The 20,371-nt window shown below is 43.9% G+C and carries 15 protein-coding genes; 14 read left to right on the forward strand and 1 reads right to left on the reverse strand.

All coding sequences use genetic code 11. From position 1 onward, the window contains the following. Positions 1–516 precede the first annotated feature (516 nt). Together addB and addA are read left to right on the forward strand one after the other, a co-directional pair. Positions 517–3,843: a helicase-exonuclease AddAB subunit AddB gene (gene addB / locus NSA57_RS12590; RefSeq protein ID WP_257465011.1), complete on the forward strand. Its 3,327-nt coding sequence runs from the start codon at positions 517–519 to the stop codon at positions 3,841–3,843. Between the two features lies 1 nt (position 3,844). Continuing rightward, positions 3,845–7,567 carry a helicase-exonuclease AddAB subunit AddA gene (gene addA / locus NSA57_RS12595; protein ID WP_257465012.1) on the forward strand — a complete coding sequence of 1,241 codons (3,723 nt, stop codon included), beginning with the start codon at positions 3,845–3,847 and terminating at the stop codon, positions 7,565–7,567. A gap of 84 nt (positions 7,568–7,651) precedes the next feature. Here addA and NSA57_RS12600 read toward each other — a convergent pair whose 3' ends face one another. After that, positions 7,652–9,061 (reverse strand): RsmF rRNA methyltransferase first C-terminal domain-containing protein, encoded by a 1,410-nt coding sequence (locus tag NSA57_RS12600; protein ID WP_257465013.1) that lies wholly within the window; start codon positions 9,059–9,061, stop codon positions 7,652–7,654. A 604-nt stretch (positions 9,062–9,665) separates the two neighbouring features. Here NSA57_RS12600 and chvE point away from each other — a divergent pair. The 12 genes from chvE to NSA57_RS12660 all read left to right on the forward strand — a co-directional run bounded on the left by chvE (position 9,666) and on the right by NSA57_RS12660 (position 20,303). Then, positions 9,666–10,706 (forward strand): multiple monosaccharide ABC transporter substrate-binding protein, encoded by a 1,041-nt coding sequence (chvE, locus tag NSA57_RS12605; RefSeq protein ID WP_390427802.1) that lies wholly within the window; start codon positions 9,666–9,668, stop codon positions 10,704–10,706. Positions 10,707–10,792: 86 nt separating this feature from the next. Then, the gene (mmsA, locus tag NSA57_RS12610) at positions 10,793–12,346 is read left to right on the forward strand and encodes a multiple monosaccharide ABC transporter ATP-binding protein (protein ID WP_257465015.1); all 1,554 of its coding nucleotides are present in this window, start codon (positions 10,793–10,795) and stop codon (positions 12,344–12,346) included. Then, positions 12,346–13,524, forward strand: coding sequence for a multiple monosaccharide ABC transporter permease (gene mmsB, locus NSA57_RS12615; RefSeq protein ID WP_257465016.1), 1,179 nt, complete (start codon positions 12,346–12,348; stop codon positions 13,522–13,524). Before mmsA ends, mmsB begins: the two co-directional genes overlap by 1 nt. 13 nt (positions 13,525–13,537) lie before the next feature. Then, positions 13,538–14,629, forward strand: a complete 1,092-nt coding sequence (locus tag NSA57_RS12620) for a GntR family transcriptional regulator (RefSeq protein ID WP_257465017.1) — start codon at positions 13,538–13,540, stop codon at positions 14,627–14,629. 23 nt (positions 14,630–14,652) lie between these two features. Beyond that, a complete protein-coding gene (araA, locus tag NSA57_RS12625) occupies positions 14,653–16,149 on the forward strand; it encodes an L-arabinose isomerase (protein WP_257465018.1) in 1,497 nt (498 codons plus the stop codon). Positions 16,150–16,461: 312 nt separating this feature from the next. Next, positions 16,462–16,785 (forward strand): PadR family transcriptional regulator, encoded by a 324-nt coding sequence (locus tag NSA57_RS12630; RefSeq protein ID WP_022068568.1) that lies wholly within the window; start codon positions 16,462–16,464, stop codon positions 16,783–16,785. Continuing rightward, positions 16,782–17,483 (forward strand): DUF1700 domain-containing protein, encoded by a 702-nt coding sequence (locus NSA57_RS12635; protein WP_257465019.1) that lies wholly within the window; start codon positions 16,782–16,784, stop codon positions 17,481–17,483. Before NSA57_RS12630 ends, NSA57_RS12635 begins: the two co-directional genes overlap by 4 nt. Then, a complete protein-coding gene (locus tag NSA57_RS12640; RefSeq protein ID WP_257465020.1) occupies positions 17,480–18,379 on the forward strand; it encodes a GIN domain-containing protein in 900 nt (299 codons plus the stop codon). Before NSA57_RS12635 ends, NSA57_RS12640 begins: the two co-directional genes overlap by 4 nt. 81 nt (positions 18,380–18,460) lie before the next feature. Then, positions 18,461–18,646: a PspC domain-containing protein gene (locus NSA57_RS12645; protein ID WP_022068565.1), complete on the forward strand. Its 186-nt coding sequence runs from the start codon at positions 18,461–18,463 to the stop codon at positions 18,644–18,646. A gap of 204 nt (positions 18,647–18,850) precedes the next feature. Further along, positions 18,851–19,411: a Uma2 family endonuclease gene (locus NSA57_RS12650; protein ID WP_022068564.1), complete on the forward strand. Its 561-nt coding sequence runs from the start codon at positions 18,851–18,853 to the stop codon at positions 19,409–19,411. Positions 19,412–19,466: 55 nt separating this feature from the next. Then, positions 19,467–19,658, forward strand: a complete 192-nt coding sequence (locus tag NSA57_RS12655) for an alpha/beta-type small acid-soluble spore protein (RefSeq protein ID WP_022068563.1) — start codon at positions 19,467–19,469, stop codon at positions 19,656–19,658. A 198-nt stretch (positions 19,659–19,856) separates the two neighbouring features. Then, positions 19,857–20,303, forward strand: a complete 447-nt coding sequence (locus NSA57_RS12660; RefSeq protein WP_147597913.1) for a GNAT family N-acetyltransferase — start codon at positions 19,857–19,859, stop codon at positions 20,301–20,303. Positions 20,304–20,371: the final 68 nt, after the last annotated feature.

Genomic DNA, 20,371 nt, shown 5'->3' on the forward strand with positions numbered 1-20,371 from the left:
TGAGGTGACCGCATTCGAGCGAAAGCTTGGTCACACGATTCCAAATGTCAACATGTATGTAGTTTTGAATGTGCAACTTAACCAGTACTGAACAGAAGTACTGGTTTTTTTCTATTTAAAAATATTTAAGTCCTGTAAATGAGCAAATATCAAATTTCCATGGTAAGCTCTATCTGTACAGCTTATAAAGACAAATTCATGTGTACAGCTTATAAAGACAAATTCATGAAAAGAAAAGGATTTCCCGTGATCACAATATTTACTGATCTGGAAAAATTTCTTCAGGTGTATGACTTTTGTATATTTTTTAAATTTACTATTTACAGCTGTCTGTATAAGTTTCATTTAAGCATATGGATATGATATTTTAGCATGATTGCAATTACCGAACATATGTGCTACAATACAGAAACAGGATATAAGAGATACTGTGAAAGTATATTTTCGCATTTATTTTAACAGTTGTATAACATCAATGGGAATATGTGCAGTTAAAGTTTTCGTATGGAGGAAATTATGCCGCTTCAGTTTATTATTGGAAATTCCGGTTCCGGAAAGTCCTACACAGTTTTTCAAAGCGTGATTCAGGAAGCCAGAGAGCATCCGGAACAGCTTTTTTATGTGATCGTGCCGGAACAGTTTACCATGCAGACGCAAAAAACACTGGTAGAAATGCATCCGGACGGAGGAATCCTGAATATTGATGTACTCAGCTTTGAACGCCTTGCCTTTCGTGTTTTTGAGGAGGTAGGCGGAGATACCAGAAAGATTCTGGAAGAGACAGGGAAAAATATGGTCCTTCAGAAGCTGGTCCAGAAGCATCAGAAAGATCTGGTTTATCTGAAAAATCAGATGAAAAAGCCCGGATATCTGGACGAGGTAAAATCTCTGATCTCTGAATTTATGCAGTATGAGGTAGGAGAGCAGGAACTGGAAAGAATGAAGGAGGACGCTTCTGACAGAGCTCTTCTTCAGATGAAGCTTCAGGATGTGACGGTTCTTTATCAGGCATTTCGGGATTATCTGAGAGAACATTACATGACACCGGAAGAAGTGCTGGAGGTTCTGGCAAAAGAGATTGTTTTTTCTGAGAAGCTTCGAGGCAGCGTGCTTGTTCTGGATGGCTTTACTGGTTTTACTCCTGTGCAGATGAAGGTGGTAAAAGAGCTTCTGGCTGTGTGCAGTAAAGTTTTGGTGACTGTGACTATGGATGTACAGGAACCTTTTATGGGAAAAGAAAAATCCCACCAGCTTTTTTACATGAGCCACAAAATGATACGGGGACTTTGTGAGCTTACAAAAGAAACAGAAGAGCCTGTGTGGATAAAAGCCGGTGAAAAGTCACGGTTTGCCCATTCTCCTGCTCTTTCTTTTATGGAAAAAAATCTGTTCCGGTATCGCAGACAGGTTTATAAACAGGAACAAAAGGAAATCAGTATTTTTTCTGCGGGAACTCCGCTGAAGGAAATGGAAGAAACTGCAAGAAGGATTCTTCGCCTTGTACGAAAAGAGGGGTACAGGTTTGGAGAAATTGCTGTGATTACAGGCAATCTGGAGGAATATGGAAATCTGGCCAGACAGGCCTTTGATAATAGTGGAATTCCCTGTTTTATTGATGAGAAGCACTCCATTCTTATGAATCCTTTTGTAGAGTATGTAAGGGCAGCTCTGGAAATGGCAGCGCAGGGATTTTCCTATGAAAGTGTGTTCCGGTATCTGCGATGCGGAATGTCGGATATCACACGACAGGAAACAGACTGGCTGGAAAACTATGTGGTAGCCCTTGGAATCCGGGGATTCAAAAAATGGAAGGAAAAGTGGGTGCGGATTTATCGGGGAATGAAAGAGGAATCTATTTTGGAGCTGAATGAGATCCGTGAGCGTTTTGTCCGGGAAACAGAAGAGCTTGCCCGGGGATTTTCCGGAAAAAAGAAAACAGTAAAAGAATATTGCGGATTTCTTTATGAGTTTATTGTAAGAAGCCGTATCCAGGAAAAACTTTATGAGCAGGAAGAGGTATTTTGCCGGAAGGGTGATCGGGCAATGGAAAAGGAATATGCTCAGATTTACGGGATCGTCATGGAGCTTCTTGATAAAATGACGGAAATTCTGGGGGAGGAAACAGTATCCCCGGAGGAATTCCGGCAGATTCTGGAAACGGGAATGAGCCAGGCAAAAGTAGCTTTAATTCCTCCGGGACTGGATCAGGTTCTTGTGGGAGATATGGAGAGAACCCGTCTGAAGGATGCTCGCGCCTTATTTTTTGTAGGCGTGAATGAAGGAAATATTCCAAAGAACACAGAGTCCGGGGGAATCCTCACAGAACTGGACAGGGAATTTTTTGCGGACCAGGGAGTGGAACTGGCTCCCGGACCAAAGGAACTGATGAATATCCAGAGATTTTATTTATATCTGAATCTTACCAAGCCGTCAGAACACCTTTGCCTCTCTTTTGCAGATTCAAACATGAAGGGGGAGGCGGTAAGCCCGGCCTATCTAATCCATACAGTCAGACGGCTTTATCCGCAGCTGCACCCGGAGCGGGCAGAGGAGCCGGAAAGCTTTCTGGAGCTTCTGGAAACACCTTCTACAGGCATGGATTATCTTCTGGAAATCCTTGGAAGCCATACGGATAAATATGAGGAACCGCTGTTTCAGGAACTGTACAGCTGGTATCTGAGAAGTCCGGAATATCAGGAGCTTACAAAAAAGCTGACAGACGCGGCATTTATGAGAAAGCCGGCAGACAGAATCAGCGCCAGTGTTGCAAAGGCTCTTTACGGGGAGGTATCACCGAACAGCGCCACCAGGTTGGAACAGTTTGCGGCCTGTGCCTTTGCCCATTTTTTAAGGTATGGTCTTGAGATCACGGAGCGGGCAGAATATGAGTTTCGCGCAATGGATATGGGCAATGTGATTCATCAGGCACTGGAGAAATTTGCCGCAGAGCTCCAGCGAAAGGGACTGAGGTGGAGCGAGCTTGATGAGGAGGAAAGAGACAGCATTGTGGAAGAATGTCTGAACCAGGTAGCGGCAGATTATGGAAACACAATATTAAAAAGCAGCGCCAGAAACCAGTATATGATAGAGAGAACCTCCCGTATTCTGAAGCGTACTGTATGGGCACTTCAGGAGCAGCTTCGCCAGGGAGAATTTCTGCCCGAAGGCTTTGAGGTTTCCATAGGAGGGGGAAGGATTGACCGTCTTGACGTGCTGAAAGAGGACAAAAAGGTCTATGTAAAAATCATAGATTATAAGTCGGGGAACACTTCCTTTGACCTGGTCAGCCTGTATCATGGACTTCAGCTTCAGCTTGTGGTATATATGGATGCCGCTCTGGATGCAGAACAGAGAAAGTACCCGGACTGTGACATACAGCCGGCAGGAATTTTTTATTACAATGTGAAAGATCCCATGATCCAGGAAAATATTCAGGCTGATATGGACAGCATCCAGCCGGGGCTTCTGAAAGAACTGAAAATGAACGGACTTGTGGCTGCAAATTCTGAGGTGATCCAGAAAATGGACAGAAGTCTGGTTTCTTTGCCAGTAACCTATAATAAGGACGGTTCCTTCCGAAAAGGTTCCTCTGTTGCCACAAGGGAGCAGTTCCGTCTTCTGAATGAATATGTAAAAAGAAAAATTTCAGATATCCGGGGAGAGATGCTTTCCGGAGATACGGAGGTATCGCCCTATGAGCTGGGAAAAAGAACTGCCTGTACCTACTGCTCCTATCAGGGAATCTGCGGATTTGACCGGAAAATCCCAGGCTATGAGTACAGACGTCTGAAACAGTTTTCGGATCAGGAAATATGGAATCATCTGGAAGAGGAGGAACGCTGATATGGCAGTGACATGGACGGAAGAACAGCAGAAAGTAATTTCCCTGAGAAACAGAAATATTCTGGTTTCCGCAGCCGCAGGCTCTGGTAAAACAGCAGTGCTTGTACAGCGTATTCTCAGTAAGATTCTGGATAAAGAGCATCCGGTAGATATTGACAGGCTTCTGATCATGACTTTTACAAGGGCGGCGGCCGGAGAAATGAAGGAGCGTATTTCTGCGGCTCTGGGACAGGCGCTTTTTGAGGAACCGGACAACGAGCATCTTCAGAGGCAGATGACTCTGATACACACAGCCCAGATCACTACTATTGACAGCTTTTGCTCCTATATTATCAAAAATTATTTTCATATGATCGGACTGGATCCCGGATATCGTACAGCAGATGAGGGCGAGCTGAAGCTTTTAAGAGAAGAGGTCCTTGAGGAGCTTCTGGAAGAAGCCTATGAGCAGAGAGATGAAGCGTTTCTGGAACTGGTGGAATGTTATTCTCCCGGAAAAACAGATGAGGGACTGAAGGAGCTGATACAAAAGGTTTATGAATCCTCTGTCAGCCATCCGTTTCCGGAAAAATGGCTTCAGCAGTGTTTGGAAGTTTACAGGGTGGACAACAAAGAGGAACTGCGAAAGGCCCGGTGGATCACTCTTTTGTGGGAAGAAACCGGAGAACAGCTGAAAGAAGCAGAACGGATTGCAAATCAGGCAAGGGCAGTATGTGAATCACCGGAGGGACCCTGGCAGTATGAGGCGGCTCTGGACAGTGATCTTCTGTTAATTGGACAGATAAAGCAGGCTGCAGAACAAAAGGATTATGACAAAACTGCAGAGCTTTTGAAAAAGCCCTCTTTTGCGCGGCTTTCTGCAAAAAAGATTCCTGAACAGGATGAGGATAAAAAAATTCAGGCAAAAACCTTCAGAGAGGAAGAAAAAGATATTATCAAAGAGCTTTCTGCCAGATATTTCTGCTGGAGTGAGGATGAATTACTGGAGCTTCTTTACTGCTGCAGAAGTCCGGTGGAGAGCCTTGTAAAGCTTACCTGTGGGTTTCAGGAAAAATTTTCTCAGAAAAAGCGGGAAAAAAATATTCTGGACTTTACAGACATGGAGCATTTTGCCCTTAACATTCTCATGGATGAGGAGGGAAATCCAAGCCAGGCAGCCAGGGAGCTTTCGGAAAAATATGAGGAGGTCATGGTTGATGAATATCAGGACAGCAATCTTGTCCAGGAGATGATCACCTCCATGGTTTCCGGATGGTCTCAGGACAGAAAAAATATTTTTATGGTAGGAGATGTGAAGCAGAGTATTTACCGTTTCCGACTGGCAAGACCTGAACTTTTTATGGAAAAGTATAAGACCTATTCCACAGAAGACAGCCGGGAACAGAAGATTGAGCTTCACAAAAATTTCCGCAGCCGCGCTCAGGTACTGGAAAGTGTAAATTATATTTTCCGCAGGATCATGGGAGAAGATATGGGAGGCATTACCTATGATGACAACAACGCTCTTTATCCCGGAGCGGATTTCCCTGAGGGTGGAGAGTTTCTGAAAACGGAAGTGCTTCTGGTGGAAAAAGACAGTGAAGAGCTTCAGGATGAAGATTCCGGGCAGACGCCCCAGGAGCTGGAAGCCCTTGCCATTGCCGCAGAAATAAACAGAATTACAGGCAGGGAGCAGATTCTTGACAAAGAAACCGGAATCTACAGGCCATTGGAGTATGGCGATATCGTGATTCTGCTCCGCTCAGCCTACGGATGGGCAGATACCTTCCGGGAGGTGCTGGAATCAAATGGGATTCCAGCGTATACCGCATCCAGAACCGGGTATTTTTCTGCACAGGAGGTAGTAACTCTTTTGAACTATCTGAGAGTCTGTGACAACCCTCTGCAGGATATTCCTCTTACAGGTGTGCTGCATTCTCCGTTGGTGGGCTGTACAGCTCAGGATCTGTCTCTGATCCGTCTGGAAAGTCCGGAAGGGCTTTTGTACGAAAGCCTCTGCGCTCTTATTGAAAAAGAGCCCGGGGAGGAAGGGGAAGCAGAGAATTGTGAAGAGCAGGAAAAAAGAAACCTCAGGAACAAACTGAAAAAATTTCACAGGCAGCTTCAGGAAATTCGTGATATGGCAGCTTATACACCGGTTCATCAGCTGATCCTGTATATTCTGAAAGCAACAGGCTACGAAACGTATGTAAGAGCTCTTCCCGGCGGAAATCAGAGAGGAGCCAACCTTCGGATGCTGGTGGAAAAAGCAATGGATTATGAAAAAACCAGCTACAGGGGACTGTTTAATTTTGTCAGATATATTGAGAGCCTTCAGAAATATGAGGTGGATTTTGGCGAAGTGAATGTAACAGACGCCGGCAGCGGAGCAGTACAGATCATGACGGTCCATAAAAGCAAGGGACTGGAATTTCCTGTGGTGTTTGCTGCGGGAATGGGAAAACAGTTTAATTTCCAGGATATAAACGCCCGGCTTCTGATCCATCCGGAGCTGGGATTTGGATCTGATGCCATACTTCCGGAAAAAAGGCTGATCGCGCCTACTCTTCACAAACAGATTATCCGCAGAGAACTGAAAAGAGAAAGTCTGGGCGAAGAACTGAGAGTTCTCTATGTTGCCCTTACCCGCGCAAAAGAAAAGCTTTATATTACAGGCACCATAGCAAAGCTGGAGGAAACTCTGGCGCGGATTTCCTATGGAAGAAATGAAAAGGAGCTATTGCTGCCCGGAGGAATCCGGTCCGGAGCAAGAGATTTCTGGGATGTGATACTTCCGGCTCTTGCAGGCCACAGTGCAATGAGAAATCTTTACCTGGATTATGGTATTCCGGCAGGAAGCGTACAGGAGTGCAGAGATGACAGAGCTGAGTTCAAAATAAGAAAAATTACGGCATCAGATCTTATTCAGGATCAAATCGTGGATATGACAGACTTGCAGATACGTGAGCAGGTGATGAAAAACTGGGACTGTGAAAAAGTGTATGACCAGGAAATCCGGCAGACTCTGGAAGAACGGTTTGAGTTTCAGTATCCCTGTTATTATCTGGCAGAGATGCCGGTAAAAGTAAGCGTATCTGAGCTGAAAAAAAGAAGCTGGCAGGATGAGGAACAGGAAGAGACTGTCTTTTTTCAGAAGGAATTTGTACCGCTGGTTCCACGGTTTGCAGCAGAAGAGCAGACTGTCCGGGGAGCGGCAAAGGGAACTGCCTATCATCAGGTTATGGAATGTCTGGATTATACAGGAGATAATTCCTTTGAGGGAATCAGAAAGCAGATCGGCAGGCTGGAAGAAATGGGAAAAATGAGTCCGGAAGAAGCAGAATGTATTTATATAAAGGATATTCTGAGCTTTGTTCGCTCAGATCTGGGCCAGAGAATGAAAAAAGCTTCTCAGGAACAAAAGCTTTTCCGCGAGCAGCCCTTTGTGATATCTGTGCAGGCCTCAGAGATGAATGACACCTGGACAGGAGGAGAAAAAATTCTTGTTCAGGGTATTATTGATGCATATTTTGAGGAAGACGGTGAACTGGTTCTTGTGGATTACAAGACAGACCGGATTCTTCCGGGCGAAGAGAAGATACTGGAAGAACGTTACCGTACACAGCTTGACGATTATGCTCAGGCTCTGGAAAGACTTTTGAAGAAAAAAGTAAAAGAAAAGATTATTTATTCCTTTACCCTTCAAAAAGAAATTCCGGTAAAAGATCTGCCGTCCACTTCCTGACAGGCGAATAAAAACAGGTAGCCAGATATGAATATTATAGAAAAATCCTCGGACAGAGTAAGCTCTGCCCGGGGATTTTTTTACTCAGACTCTCCAGCCTGCAGGATATTTGTTTTTCAGAGTACCGTTTACCAGCTTGCCAAAGCCAAGTGGGTATCCCTCTGCACAGAGAAGATGCCAGCCTTTTTTGCCGCGGGCTTCACCTTCTTCAATGAGAAGAGTTTCTCCCTTTAAATACCGGGTCAGACGGGAATCGGCCACAGGAAGAGAAATCACAGCCTTCACATCATTTTTATAAAGAGCCAGAGCAAAAGGCTGAGAGGGCTCAAAACGGTTCTTTTTCAGATCGCCCAGATACAGGCCGTTGCGGAGAAAGGTAAGTCCGCGAAATCCGGTGTTTACAGGAGGGAGATAATAGACCTTGTCTCCTCTTGTCTCCACCCGGTTCCAGTCAAAGGCTTTTCCACCCAAGGTCTGTAAACCGATTTCCTCAAGGAAAAGCTCCAGCCATTTTCTGGTGTTGGCATCCGGGCGGACAGAAGATGGCTGCTGAACCATATCCGGCTGTCCCTGTTTTTTCATAAGAGCCAGAAAATGTCCCTCGCCGTTCATTTTGTGTGGGAAAATGCGTACACATTTTCTGAGATTCTCATTTCCATTTCCCCATTCCGGTACTCCCGGAGAAAATCCTTCATACGCAGGAAGCTCCAGAAGCTCCATATTCTCTCTTTGTTCCAGAAGGTAGGAAATGGTTCCCTCATCCTCCTCCGGGGCAAAGGTACAGGTAGAATAAAGAAGAAGTCCGCCGGGACGGAGCATATCTGCAGACTGAAGAATCAGTTCCCTTTGTATTCTGGCTAATTCGTGAGATTTTTCAGGGGTCCAGTCCTTTGCCAGAGCTTCTTCTTTTCGGAACATTCCCTCTCCTGAACAGGGAGCGTCCAGAAGAATCTTGTGGAAAAATTCCGGAAACTGCTCTGCAAGGCGGGCTGGCGTTTCATTTGTGACAAAGCTGTTGGAAATGCCGAAAAGCTCCAGATTGCGAAGCAGCGCCCGGGCTCTTGAAGTGCTGATATCATTGGCGATCAGAAGTCCCTGCCCCTTCAGCGCTGCGCCAAGAGCTGTGGCCTTGCCGCCGGGAGCAGCACAGAGATCAAGAACAGATTCTCCGGGATTTACTGGGAGACAGGCTGCCGGGGTCATGGCGCTGGGCTCCTGAAGGTAATAAAGCCCTGCCTGATACATAGGGCATCTGGAAGGGCGGACATCTTCAGAATAAAAATATCCGTTTTCTGTCCAGGGAATCCTTGTTACCGGAAACGGAACAAGCTTTTCAAATTCTTCGCAGGTGATTTTTGATGTATTGACACGAAGCCCGTAGGTACGGGGCTTTTGATAGCTTTCTAAAAATTCTTCATATTCGTCTCCAAGCATTTCCCTCATCCGGGAAAGAAATGCCTGGGGAAGAATTTCAATTCTGGATAAATCTCCCATAGAAACCTCCTGGTGTGGATTACGTCATTTTGTATGTGAATCATGCCACAGTTCATCAGGCTTACAGCAGTGGCCTGTGAACAGTTACTTAATCATATCATATATAGTGATTTTTGGCATCTGTATTCCTGATTATAATTTTTGATCTTTTAAAAATCAAGTACGGATCAGGGATATTATGGCAATACTCTGGAGTTCAGTTACTGTGTACTCTGTTTTCGGTAAGTTGGTCAAAATGCATTCCAAACTACTTTTGGTGATGATATTTGCCTGCCTGATTTTTGGCTTGCCAGTTGAATGGAAAAGATGTATACATGAGTGACTGGCAAAAGTACTAAATGTACATACAAATTTATGTGCAAAATATACATAAAATACAGATGTATATAAAAAATACTTGACAAATATGCGGGGGTGGGTATACAATGTGCTCACAGTTAAACGTAACAAGTGATACATAAATGTACAAAACACACAAAAGCAATGATGTGTTTGTACAGGATGTAACACAAAAACTGTACAAGTTACAGATAATTTGTACAAGTATGAACAGGGAGGAAACAAAATGAACAGAAAGTTAGTCAGTACAGCACTTGCAGCAGCAATGGTATGCTCTATGGGAGCAGCTTCTGCAACCACAGTGTCAGCAGAAGAGCAGAAGACAGTTGGTATTCTGATGCCAACCCAGTCATCAGAGAGATGGATCAACGATGGCGCAAACATGAAAAAACAGCTTGAAGAAAAAGGCTACAAAGTAGAGCTTCAGTATGCAGAAGATGACACTGCAATGCAGGTGTCCCAGCTTGAAAACTATGTGGGCAAGGGTGTTGACTGTCTTGTTATCGCAGCAATTGACTCCGGTGTGCTTGTAAATGCAGAGGCTCAGGCAAAAGAAGCAGGTATTCCTATTATTGCATATGACCGTCTCCTTATGGATACAGATGCTGTTTCTTATTATGCAACCTTTGACAACAAAGGCGTTGGTACTGTTATTGGTAATTATATTAAAGATACCAAGGATCTGGACGCAGCCCGCGAGGCAGGAGAGTCCTATACAATTGAATTCTTTATGGGATCACCGGATGACAACAATGCGCTGTTCCTGTACAACGGTATTATGGAAGTTCTCCAGGAGTATCTGGATGATGGAACACTTGTATGTAAATCAGGAAGAACATCTTTTGAAGATACATGTATCCTCAGATGGTCTCAGGAAACAGCTCAGGCAAACTGTGAAAACATTCTGACAGCAAACTATGCAGACGAAGATCTTGATATTGCATGCTCTGCATTTGACGGATTTGCATATGGAATCAAAGCAGCTCTTCTGGGTGCCGGATATACAGAAGAAAACTGGCCTCTGATCACAGGACAGGATGCAGAAGTCATGGCTACCAAGAATATTATCGACGGTACACAGACAATGTCTATTTACAAAGATACCCGTCTCCTTGCTGAAAAAGCAGTTACCATGGTAGACGCAGTTCTGAAAGGCGAAGAGCCGGAGATCAATGATACAGAGCAGTATGACAACGGAAAAATGGTAGTTCCGACCTACATGTGCACACCTGTTGCAGTAGATCAGTCCAACTATAAAGAAATCCTGATCGATGGCGGATACTACACAGAAGATCAGCTGAAATAATGGATCAGGCTGAATATGAAATTCAGAGAGGCGGCGGAAGAATCCGCTGCCTCTTTTCATAAAAAGTAAAGGAGAGAGGGAAAGACATGTCTGAAGTTATTTTGGAAATGAGGCACATAACAAAAGCATTTTCCGGTGTAAAGGCTCTGGACGATGTAAACCTTCAGGTTAAGAAGGGAGAAATTCATGCGTTATGTGGTGAGAACGGAGCCGGCAAATCGACCCTGATGAATGTTCTTTCCGGCGTATATCCTTATGGTTCATACGAGGGAGACATTATTTATAAAGGCGAGACATGTAAGTTCCATAAGATCAAGGACAGTGAGAATAAAGGAATTGTTATTATCCATCAGGAACTTGCGCTGAGTCCGTATTTGTCTATTGCGGAAAATGTTTTTATGGGAAATGAACGTGTTTCCATGAAAGGTGTGATTGACTGGACAAAGACCAGAGGAGAAGCAAAGGAGGCCCTGGCTCATGTGGGCCTTGAAAATGAAAATCTCAATGCCCCTGTGAATACACTGGGCGTTGGAAAACAGCAGCTGATCGAGATTGCCAAGGCAATGGCAAAAAATGTAGATCTTCTGATACTGGACGAGCCTACAGCGGCTCTCAATGATGAGGAATCCGCTCAGCTTCTGGAAATCATGCTGGAACTGAAGAAAAAAGGCGTTACCTGCATTATCATTTCCCACAAGCTTAATGAGATCAGCTATGTTGCAGATGCCATTACAATCATTCGAGACGGAAAAACTATTGAAACCCTGAAAAAGGGAGTGGATGAGTGGACAGAGGACAGAATCATTAAAGGAATGGTTGGTCGTGAAATGAATAACCGTTATCCGGTCCGCGATAATTGTCCTATCGGCGATGTGGTTCTGGAAGTGAAAAACTGGAATGCATATCATCCGGAAATTCCGGAGATGCAGATTCTCAAAAATATCAATATCAAAGTCCGGGCAGGTGAGGTAGTGGGACTTGCAGGACTGATGGGAGCAGGACGAACAGAATTTGCCATGAGCTTATTCGGTCATTCCTACGGTCAGAAAATTTCCGGAGAAGTTTATATGCACGGAAAAAAGGTCAGTACAAAAACAGTGAAAGACGCAATCAATAATAAGATCGCGTACACTTCAGAGGATCGAAAAACTTACGGACTGGTACTGATTGATGACATTAAAACAAATATGACAATGGCTGCATTACGCAATTACTATTCTAACGGAGCCATTGTTAATGAACGGAAAGAAAATCTGGAAGCGGAAGAATATAAGAAAAAAATTAATGTAAAAGCAACTTCTATTCATCAGACAGTGGGATCTCTGTCAGGAGGAAATCAGCAGAAAGTTGTTCTTGCAAAATGGATGATGACGCAGCCGGATGTTCTGATACTGGATGAGCCGACCCGAGGTATTGATGTAGGCGCAAAATATGAAATCTACTGCGCTATTAATGATATGGCCCGCGCCGGTAAGGCTGTGATCGTAATTTCCTCTGAGATGCAGGAGATTATCGGTACCTGTGACCGTGCTTACATTATCAATGAAGGCCGTATAGCAGGAGAGCTCAGTCACGCTGAACTCAGTCAGGAAAGCATTATGAAGTGCATTATGGACAGTAATGCGAAAGGAGAAGAGTAATGGGAACAGATACTAAGAAAAAATATGTAAATCTGGATTTGAAATCCCTTGGAATGATTGTAGCACTTGTTGTTATTTTTGCTATTTTTTATGTACTTACAGGCGGAGCAAATGCGACGCCCACCAATATTAACAACCTGATCATGCAGAATGGTTACATTATTATCCTTGCAACCGGTATGCTGCTGTGCGTACTGACCGGATATATCGATCTGGGCGTTGGTTCTGTAGTAGCTCTTGGCGCTGCCTGCGCTGCAAAGCTTGTTGTAGAGCAGCAGTGGCCGGTAGCTCTTGCATGGCTGGTAGCTATTGCCATCGGACTTGGAGTTGGTGTTTTTTCCGGATTCTTTATTGCATATCTGGATATCCCTCCGTTTGTAGTAACTCTGGCTACAATGCTTATGGGCCGTGGTCTTACATATACGCTTTTAAAATCTCTTACTGTAGGTCCTCTTCCGCAGGATTATGCATTTATCGGAACAGGATTTCTTCCAACCATCAAGATCGACTTTGCGGGAGGCACACTGGATCTTGTGTGCGTAGGTGTGGCTGCTGTTGTTACTGTGTGTCTCATTCTGACTGAGCTGAACACAATTAAAACAAATAACAAATATGGATTTGCAAATATTGTTCCATGGCAGATGGCAGTAAAAGATGTTGTGATCCTTCTGATCGTGTGGTTCTTCTTTATAAAACTGGGACAGTATAACGGTATTCCGATCCAGTTGATCGTTCTTGGTGTTGTAGTTGCAGTATATCATTTTATTACAAGCAGAACTGTTGCAGGCCGTCAGATTTATGCAATGGGAGGAAACGCAAAGGCGGCAAGACTTTCCGGTATCAACACAAGACATGTATTTTTCTGGGTATATGTAAATATGGGCGTTCTTGCAGCTCTTGCAGGTATCGTATTATCCGCACGTCAGGGCGGCGCAAACCCGAAAATGGGCGATGGTATTGAAATGGATGCGATTGCTTCCTGTTATATCGGCGGCGCTGCTGCATCCGGCGGAGTTGGTACGATCATCGGCGCTGTTGTCGGTGCTCTGGTAATGGGTGTTTTGAACAACGGTATGTCCATGTGCGGTATGTCAACAGACCTTCAGAAGGTTGTAAAAGGTGCGGTACTTCTGGGAGCAGTTGTACTTGACGTAACAACAAAGAAGAAAAAGAATTAATCTGGTATAAAATATGGGTATTGCTAAGTACCGTCAGGTGACGGAATGGATTCAAAACAGAATAGCAACCGGAGAGCTGAACCGGGGAGATCAGATCGAATCAGAAAATGATATCAGCCGTACGTTTGGTATTAGCCGTCAGACGGTACGCCATGCACTTGGCCTTCTGGAGCAGCAGGGGATACTGACACGTATTCAGGGAAGCGGAACCTTTGTGCGGGATGAACAGGCAGAGCAGGAAGAAAAGAAGATGCTGTCTCATACAGTGGATATTCTGACCACCTATGTGGATGGATATATTTTTCCCAGAATCCTGCAGGCGATGGTAGAACGACTGGAAAAGGAAGGCTACAGTGCGCGCATTATGTTTACGGGCAACCGTATTGAAACAGAGCGGAGACTTCTGGAACGAATGCTGGATGAGGGAAGCCGTGATCCGCTGATCGCAGAACCGGTTATGAGCGGTCTTCCCAATCCGAACCTGAAGTTTTATCGAAGACTTTTGGCAAGAGGAATTCCAATTCTGTTTTTCAACAGTTTCTATGAAAATCTGGATATTCCTCATATCAGTATGAATGATGTACAGACAGGCAGAGCTGCAACAGAGTATCTGATTGAAAAAGGTCACACCAGGATCGGAGGAATTTTTAAAACAGACGACGGTCAGGGAAGAAGACGTTATCTCGGCTATCTGAAAGCGCTGGGCCATGCAGGGATTGAAGTGGAGGAAAGCAGAGTGACGTGGATCGATACACTGGAAATGAAAGATTTTTCCAGGATCATGGAAAAACTGAAATACCGGCTTTCCGGATGTACGGCCTGCGTCTGCTACAATGATGAAGTAGCGCATGAACTGACAAGATGCCTTTTAAAAACAGGAAAAAAAATCCCGGAGGATATTTCCATAATCGGTATTGATAATTCCGAACTGGCAAAACTGAATCCGGTTCCCCTGACAAGTATAGGTCATCCCATGGAAGAACTGGGAAGCCGTGCGGCAGAGGCTATTCTTCGGCTGATAAAAGAGCCGGGATGTGATGTAACATATGAGTTTCCTGTTTCTCTGAAAGAGCGGCGGTCTGTTTGCCGGTGTGCGGAACAGTAATCAAATATAAGGAGAACATGACCATGAAAACACAAAAAAATTATAAATTCTGGTTTGCCACAGGCTCTCAGGATCTTTATGGGGATGAATGTCTGAAAAAGGTGGCAGAGCATTCCAGAATTATTGTAGAAAAATTAAATGAATCAGGCATTCTTCCCTATGAAGTAGTATGGAAACCTACCATGATCACAAACGAAGTGATCCGCTGTACTTTTAATGAGGCAAACGCAGATGAAGAGTGTGCGGGCGTGATCACCTGGATGCATACCTTTTCTCCGGCAAAGTCCTGGATATTGGGTCTTCAGGAATACAGAAAGCCTCTTCTTCATTTACATACACAGTTTAATGAAGAAATTCCGTATGATACCATTGACATGGACTTTATGAATGAAAATCAGTCCGCTCATGGCGACCGCGAGTTTGGTCATATTGTTACCAGAATGGGAATTGAGCGGAAAATTATAGTAGGACACTGGAATGACAGCAGAGTACAGGAACGCATTGCTTCATGGATGCGGACGGCAGTAGGCATTATGGAAAGCAGCCATATCCGTGTTATGAGAATCGCAGATAACATGAGAAATGTTGCGGTAACAGAAGGCGATAAGGTTGAAGCTCAGATTAAATTCGGATGGGAGATCGACGCCTATCCGGTTAATGAAATTGCCGAGGCGGTAAATGCTGTTTCCAGGGCAGATACGGATGTTCTGGTAGAAGAATACTATGATAAGTACCGTATCATCACAGAAGGAAGAGACGAAAAGGAATTCCGGAAACATGTGGCGGTACAGGCTCAGATCGAGCTTGGATTCGAGCGATTCCTGGAAGAAAAGAACTATCAGGCTATTGTTACTCATTTTGGAGATCTGGGATGTCTGCAGCAGCTTCCCGGCCTTGCAATCCAGCGTCTGATGGAAAAAGGCTATGGATTTGGCGCAGAGGGAGACTGGAAAACCGCTGCCATGGTCCGTCTGATGAAGATCATGACTCAGAACGTTCCTGGTGCGAAAGGAACCTCCTTTATGGAAGACTATACGTATAACCTTGTTCCGGGAAAAGAAGGAATTTTACAGTCACATATGCTGGAGGTGTGCCCTACCATTGCAGAGGGACCTGTCAGCATCCGCGTGAAACCTCTTTCCATGGGAGACCGTGAGGATCCGGCGCGGTTGGTATTTGAAGCAAAGGAAGGCCCGGCTATTGCAACCTCTCTTGTGGATCTGGGAAATCGCTTCCGACTTATTATTAATGAAGTGGATTGTAAGCGTACAGAAAAATCCATGCCTGAACTTCCGGTGGCATCTGCATTCTGGACTCCGAGACCGGATCTTACCACAGGCGCGGAAGCGTGGATTCTGGCAGGCGGCGCTCATCATACGGCATTTTCTTATGATCTTACTGCCGAACAGATGGGAGACTGGGCAAATGCAATGGGAATTGAAGCTGTATATATTGATAACGATACAACGATCCGCAGCTTTAAAAATGAACTGAAATGGAATTCTGTTTATTACAGATAAAAATCAATAATAAAAATCAGAGGAAAGCTCCTGGTGTGCAGATCACACAGGGAGCTTTTCTATATGTCGGAGTAACGGTCGTCAGCAAAGAGAATGTTTGGTTACAGGGCTGTTTCCGAAATATAGTTGAATGAAGTTTCAGATTATGATAATTGTTAGATGAGAAAAGCGGAATAAAAGTTCTGTGTTTTATCCGGAAATTTTTAGTAGATACTATTGACAAAACTATATTATATAATATATAGTATTATTAACAAAACAATATTGATGATTGATATAATATTATACAGAAATCAAAAAAGGAGTGAGCCCATGGTATTTAATACAGGCGCAGCCCTTCTGGATGCCATTGTTCTGGCTATTGTATCAAAGGAACAGGACGGAACCTATGGGTATAAGATTACTCAGGACGTACGCAGTGTTCTGGATGTTTCGGAATCCACACTTTATCCGGTGCTGAGACGGCTGCAAAAGGATGAATGTCTGGAAACCTATGATATGGCATATGAAGGAAGAAACCGCAGATACTATAAACTGACGGAAAAAGGATCTGCACAGCTGAATTTATATAAAGTGGAATGGAAAAACTATTCTTCAAAAATTTCCAGGCTGTTTGAGGGGGGAATTGATTTATGAACAGAAAAGAATTTATGGACCAGCTGGAAAAGCTCCTCTCTGATATCTCAGAGGATGAGAGAAGAGAGGCTCTTGACTATTATGAAAGTTATTTTGATGAGGCGGGAGAAGCAGAAGAGGCTTCTGTGATACAGAAGCTTGGAAGCCCAGGTAAGGTAGCAGCCATTATCAAGGCAGATCTGAGAGAAAACAGCGATTCTGCCGGAACATACACAGAAAAAGGATACTATGATGAAAGAACAGAAGAGCCGGGACAGGTTCCGGGAGAGCGGACAGCCGGCAGAAAAGACAGAGGTTACCGCCCCAGGGAGAAACGGGGCAGTGGGATGATGATTCTGGTACTGATTCTTCTGGTGTTCCTTTCACCGTTTCTGTCAGGAGCCATAGGAGGTGTGGTCGGATTTATTGTAACCATCATCCTTTTACCCTTTATCCTGGCATTTGGAATTGGTGCCGGAGTAATCGGACTGCTGGTTGGCGGAATCGTTACAGTGTTTGCCGGAATCGGACTTTGCTTCAGCGCAGCGCCGGTTGGAATTTTTGCTGTCGGACTCGGAAGCATTGTTACAGCCATAGGGCTTGTGGGACTGGTTTTTATTGTCTGGGTGCTCAGCAGACTTTTACCCAGACTGTTGAATAAGTTTACAGATTTTTGCAGCGGATTGATCCACAGAGAAAAAGGAGGTAATCAGGTATGAGAAAATTTTCAAAAATTGTTTTAGGCGCGGCAGCAGTTCTTGGAGTTGCAGGATTAGGACTTACCGCAGGCGGAGTTGCCATGGGAGCAACCATGGACGATATGAGATATGAGGGCAGTTCTGTTCAGAAGGTTGTGAATCGTATGGTAAGAGTTGCGGAAAGCCTGAATGACCATGACGACTGGGACGATGATGACTGGGACGACCATGATGATTGGGATGATGACGACTGGGAAATTGAAGATATAGCTCCGGCAGGTAAAGACGGAACATATGAGCTAGAAAATATTTCCTCCATGGACATTGAACTTAATTATGATGAACTGATCCTTCAGGAATATGACGGTAAAAATGTAAAAGTCAGTATTTCAGGAGACTATACAGATAAAGTAAGGGTCACTACAGAAGGTACAGAGCTGAAAATTGAAAGCAAAGGAAAAACAAAGCCTGAGGAAAGACAGGTGGTTGTTCGCTATCCTGCAGGAATGGAATTTACAGAGGTAAATATTGATGTGGAGGCGGGAACAGCAACTCTGGAGAATAATCTGAACACACGGGAATTCAGTGTATCGGTAGGTGCAGGAACCCTGGAAAACTATGGAGCGATTACAGCCAGAGAAGCAGATGTTGAGGTTGGAGTAGGAACATTGTCTCTTACAGACCTTGATGCGGAATACATTGAGGCAGAATGTGGAATCGGAACTATGGAGCTTGAAGCAGCAGGCAAAAAAACAGATTATAATTACCGCCTTTCCTGTGGCGCAGGAACACTCAGCCTGGAAGACGAGGAATTTGCCGGTCTGGGCGGAAGCAAAATAGTAGATAATGATGGCGCTGCCCGCAAAATGCAGCTGGAGTGCGGTATGGGAACCCTGGAAGTAAGCTTTACTGAATGATTTCCGGGACAGAGCCTGTAAAACGACAATCAGTTTTCAGTGGGTCCGGTATGCAGGAACCTACAGAAAGGAAGTAAAAATATGAGCAACAAACGTCTTTATAAATCTTCAGTAAACTGTATGCTCTGCGGAGTCTGCGGCGGCATTGCAGAATATTTTGACATTGATCCCACGCTGGTGCGTCTTGCATGGGTAATCCTTACCTGTTTCGGCGGCGCGGGAATCTGGGCATATATCATAGCTGCAATTATTATTCCGAGAGGATAAATAATAGAGAAAAATCCTGTCAGTCTGAACCAACCCTGTAAATCCAATTTGGGGAACGGAGCAGTCTGGCAGGATTTTTTATATGAAAGAACGTGTAATTGTTATTGTGAAGAATGTAAATCATAAGGAAATATTGCTTGTACGAAGAAAGATAAATTGATATGATAATAAAAAAGCTGATTAAGTGTGAAAGGGGAGAAAAATATGGCAGAATTAAAAGAAGACTACAGAAAAGAAGAAAGAATAAACGGGATAGTTTATGATATGTCTCCCTCTGCAGACTATCGCCATGGAATTGTAAACAGCAATATTCATGCAATACTGAAGCAGCATCTGAAAAACAGTTTATGTCTTTCTTTTATGGAAAATCTGGATTACAGATACCAGCCTGAAAAAAATAATGATTACGTAATCCCGGATGTTATGCTTATCTGTGACAGAAAACACCTGAAAGGAGGAGCCTACACAGGAGTACCCCGTTTTATTGCGGAAACCCTAAGTCCTGCTACAGCCCTGAAAGACAAAACAGTGAAAAAAGAAATTTATCAGGCAGCAGGAGTTTCGGAATACTGGATCGTATCCCCAAAAGAAAGGGCAGTAGAGATTTATTATCTGGAACAGGACAATTATATTCTGAAATACAGTTATATTTTGCAGGATGATCCAGAAGATATATATTATAATGCAGACACTGTGATCTATCTGAGAGAGTTTCCTAATATCACCATGAAACTGGAAGAGATATTTGAGAATATTGAAGTATAACCTTTCCTGAAAGTGTCAATACTCCTGATGAATACAGATAAGGAGTGTGAGAACATTGAATAAAGATAAGGAAGTGGAAAGCTATCTGAAGGGAGAACTTCCTGAAGAGGAAAAGCTGAAATATGAGATCGCCGGAGAACTGGGACTTCTGGACCAGGTGCTGGAAAATGGATGGAAAAGCCTTTCGGCAAAGGAAACCGGGCGGATTGGCGGACTGATGACCCGCAGAAAAAAACAAGAAAAATAAGAAAGCAGAAAGCAGCTGTTCACAGGTAATTACCGGAAACGTGGTGAACAGAAGCAGTAAAGAGGATTCCTGGGAAGAGGGAGTCCTTTTTTTCATTGTAAGTAAGTCTGTTCTGTGATATTCTGAAAACAGAAAAATGTAAAAATATAAGACGATAAACAGAAGAATTTTCGGACAGGAGAAGATAAAGAAAGCAGTATGGAAATCAAAGAAGTGAAGAGAAATAAAAAGCAGTATCTTTCTCTTTTGTTGCTGGCGGATGAGCAGGAAAATATGGTGGATCGTTATCTGGAACATGGAACGATGTATGTGCTGGATGATAAGGGGATAAAGGCGGAATGTGTGGTTACAGATGAGGGGAATGGAATTCTTGAGATCAAAAATATAGCCACTGATCCGGACAGTCAGAGAAGGGGATATGGCAAAGCTCTGATTGATTTTATTAGCAGCAAATATCAGGGGAAATATTCTGTTTTGCAGGCAGGAACAGGAGACAGTCCTTTAACGGTTCCGTTTTATGAAAAGTGCGGATTTTCACGTTCTCATGTGGTGGAAAATTTTTTTACTGATAATTATGACCATCCAATTTATGAAGCGGGTATTCAGTTAAAGGACATGGTATATTTGAGAAAGAAGCTGGTGTAACGAATATTAAGCTTCTGCCATATTGGCGTAGAACCATTGCTCCAAATGCAGGTTGATATAATGGTTAT

This window comes from Blautia caecimuris (assembly GCF_024622975.1).
In the GTDB taxonomy this organism is placed as follows: domain Bacteria; phylum Bacillota; class Clostridia; order Lachnospirales; family Lachnospiraceae; genus Blautia_A; species Blautia_A caecimuris.

What these genes read in the sequence shown, in the direction of transcription:
- NSA57_RS12620 (WP_257465017.1), top strand. Translation starts at nt 13,538, where the DNA reads ATGGGTATTGCTAAGTACCGTCAGGTGACGGAATGGATTCAAAACAGA.
- addA (WP_257465012.1), top strand. Translation starts at nt 3,845, where the DNA reads ATGGCAGTGACATGGACGGAAGAACAGCAGAAAGTAATTTCCCTGAGA.
- mmsA (WP_257465015.1), top strand. Translation starts at nt 10,793, where the DNA reads ATGTCTGAAGTTATTTTGGAAATGAGGCACATAACAAAAGCATTTTCC.
- NSA57_RS12640 (WP_257465020.1), top strand. Translation starts at nt 17,480, where the DNA reads ATGAGAAAATTTTCAAAAATTGTTTTAGGCGCGGCAGCAGTTCTTGGA.
- chvE (WP_390427802.1), top strand. Translation starts at nt 9,666, where the DNA reads ATGGTATGCTCTATGGGAGCAGCTTCTGCAACCACAGTGTCAGCAGAA.
- NSA57_RS12650 (WP_022068564.1), top strand. Translation starts at nt 18,851, where the DNA reads ATGGCAGAATTAAAAGAAGACTACAGAAAAGAAGAAAGAATAAACGGG.
- araA (WP_257465018.1), top strand. Translation starts at nt 14,653, where the DNA reads ATGAAAACACAAAAAAATTATAAATTCTGGTTTGCCACAGGCTCTCAG.
- NSA57_RS12635 (WP_257465019.1), top strand. Translation starts at nt 16,782, where the DNA reads ATGAACAGAAAAGAATTTATGGACCAGCTGGAAAAGCTCCTCTCTGAT.
- mmsB (WP_257465016.1), top strand. Translation starts at nt 12,346, where the DNA reads ATGGGAACAGATACTAAGAAAAAATATGTAAATCTGGATTTGAAATCC.
- NSA57_RS12630 (WP_022068568.1), top strand. Translation starts at nt 16,462, where the DNA reads ATGGTATTTAATACAGGCGCAGCCCTTCTGGATGCCATTGTTCTGGCT.
- addB (WP_257465011.1), top strand. Translation starts at nt 517, where the DNA reads ATGCCGCTTCAGTTTATTATTGGAAATTCCGGTTCCGGAAAGTCCTAC.
- NSA57_RS12660 (WP_147597913.1), top strand. Translation starts at nt 19,857, where the DNA reads ATGGAAATCAAAGAAGTGAAGAGAAATAAAAAGCAGTATCTTTCTCTT.
- NSA57_RS12645 (WP_022068565.1), top strand. Translation starts at nt 18,461, where the DNA reads ATGAGCAACAAACGTCTTTATAAATCTTCAGTAAACTGTATGCTCTGC.
- NSA57_RS12600 (WP_257465013.1), bottom strand. Translation starts at nt 9,061, where the DNA reads ATGGGAGATTTATCCAGAATTGAAATTCTTCCCCAGGCATTTCTTTCC.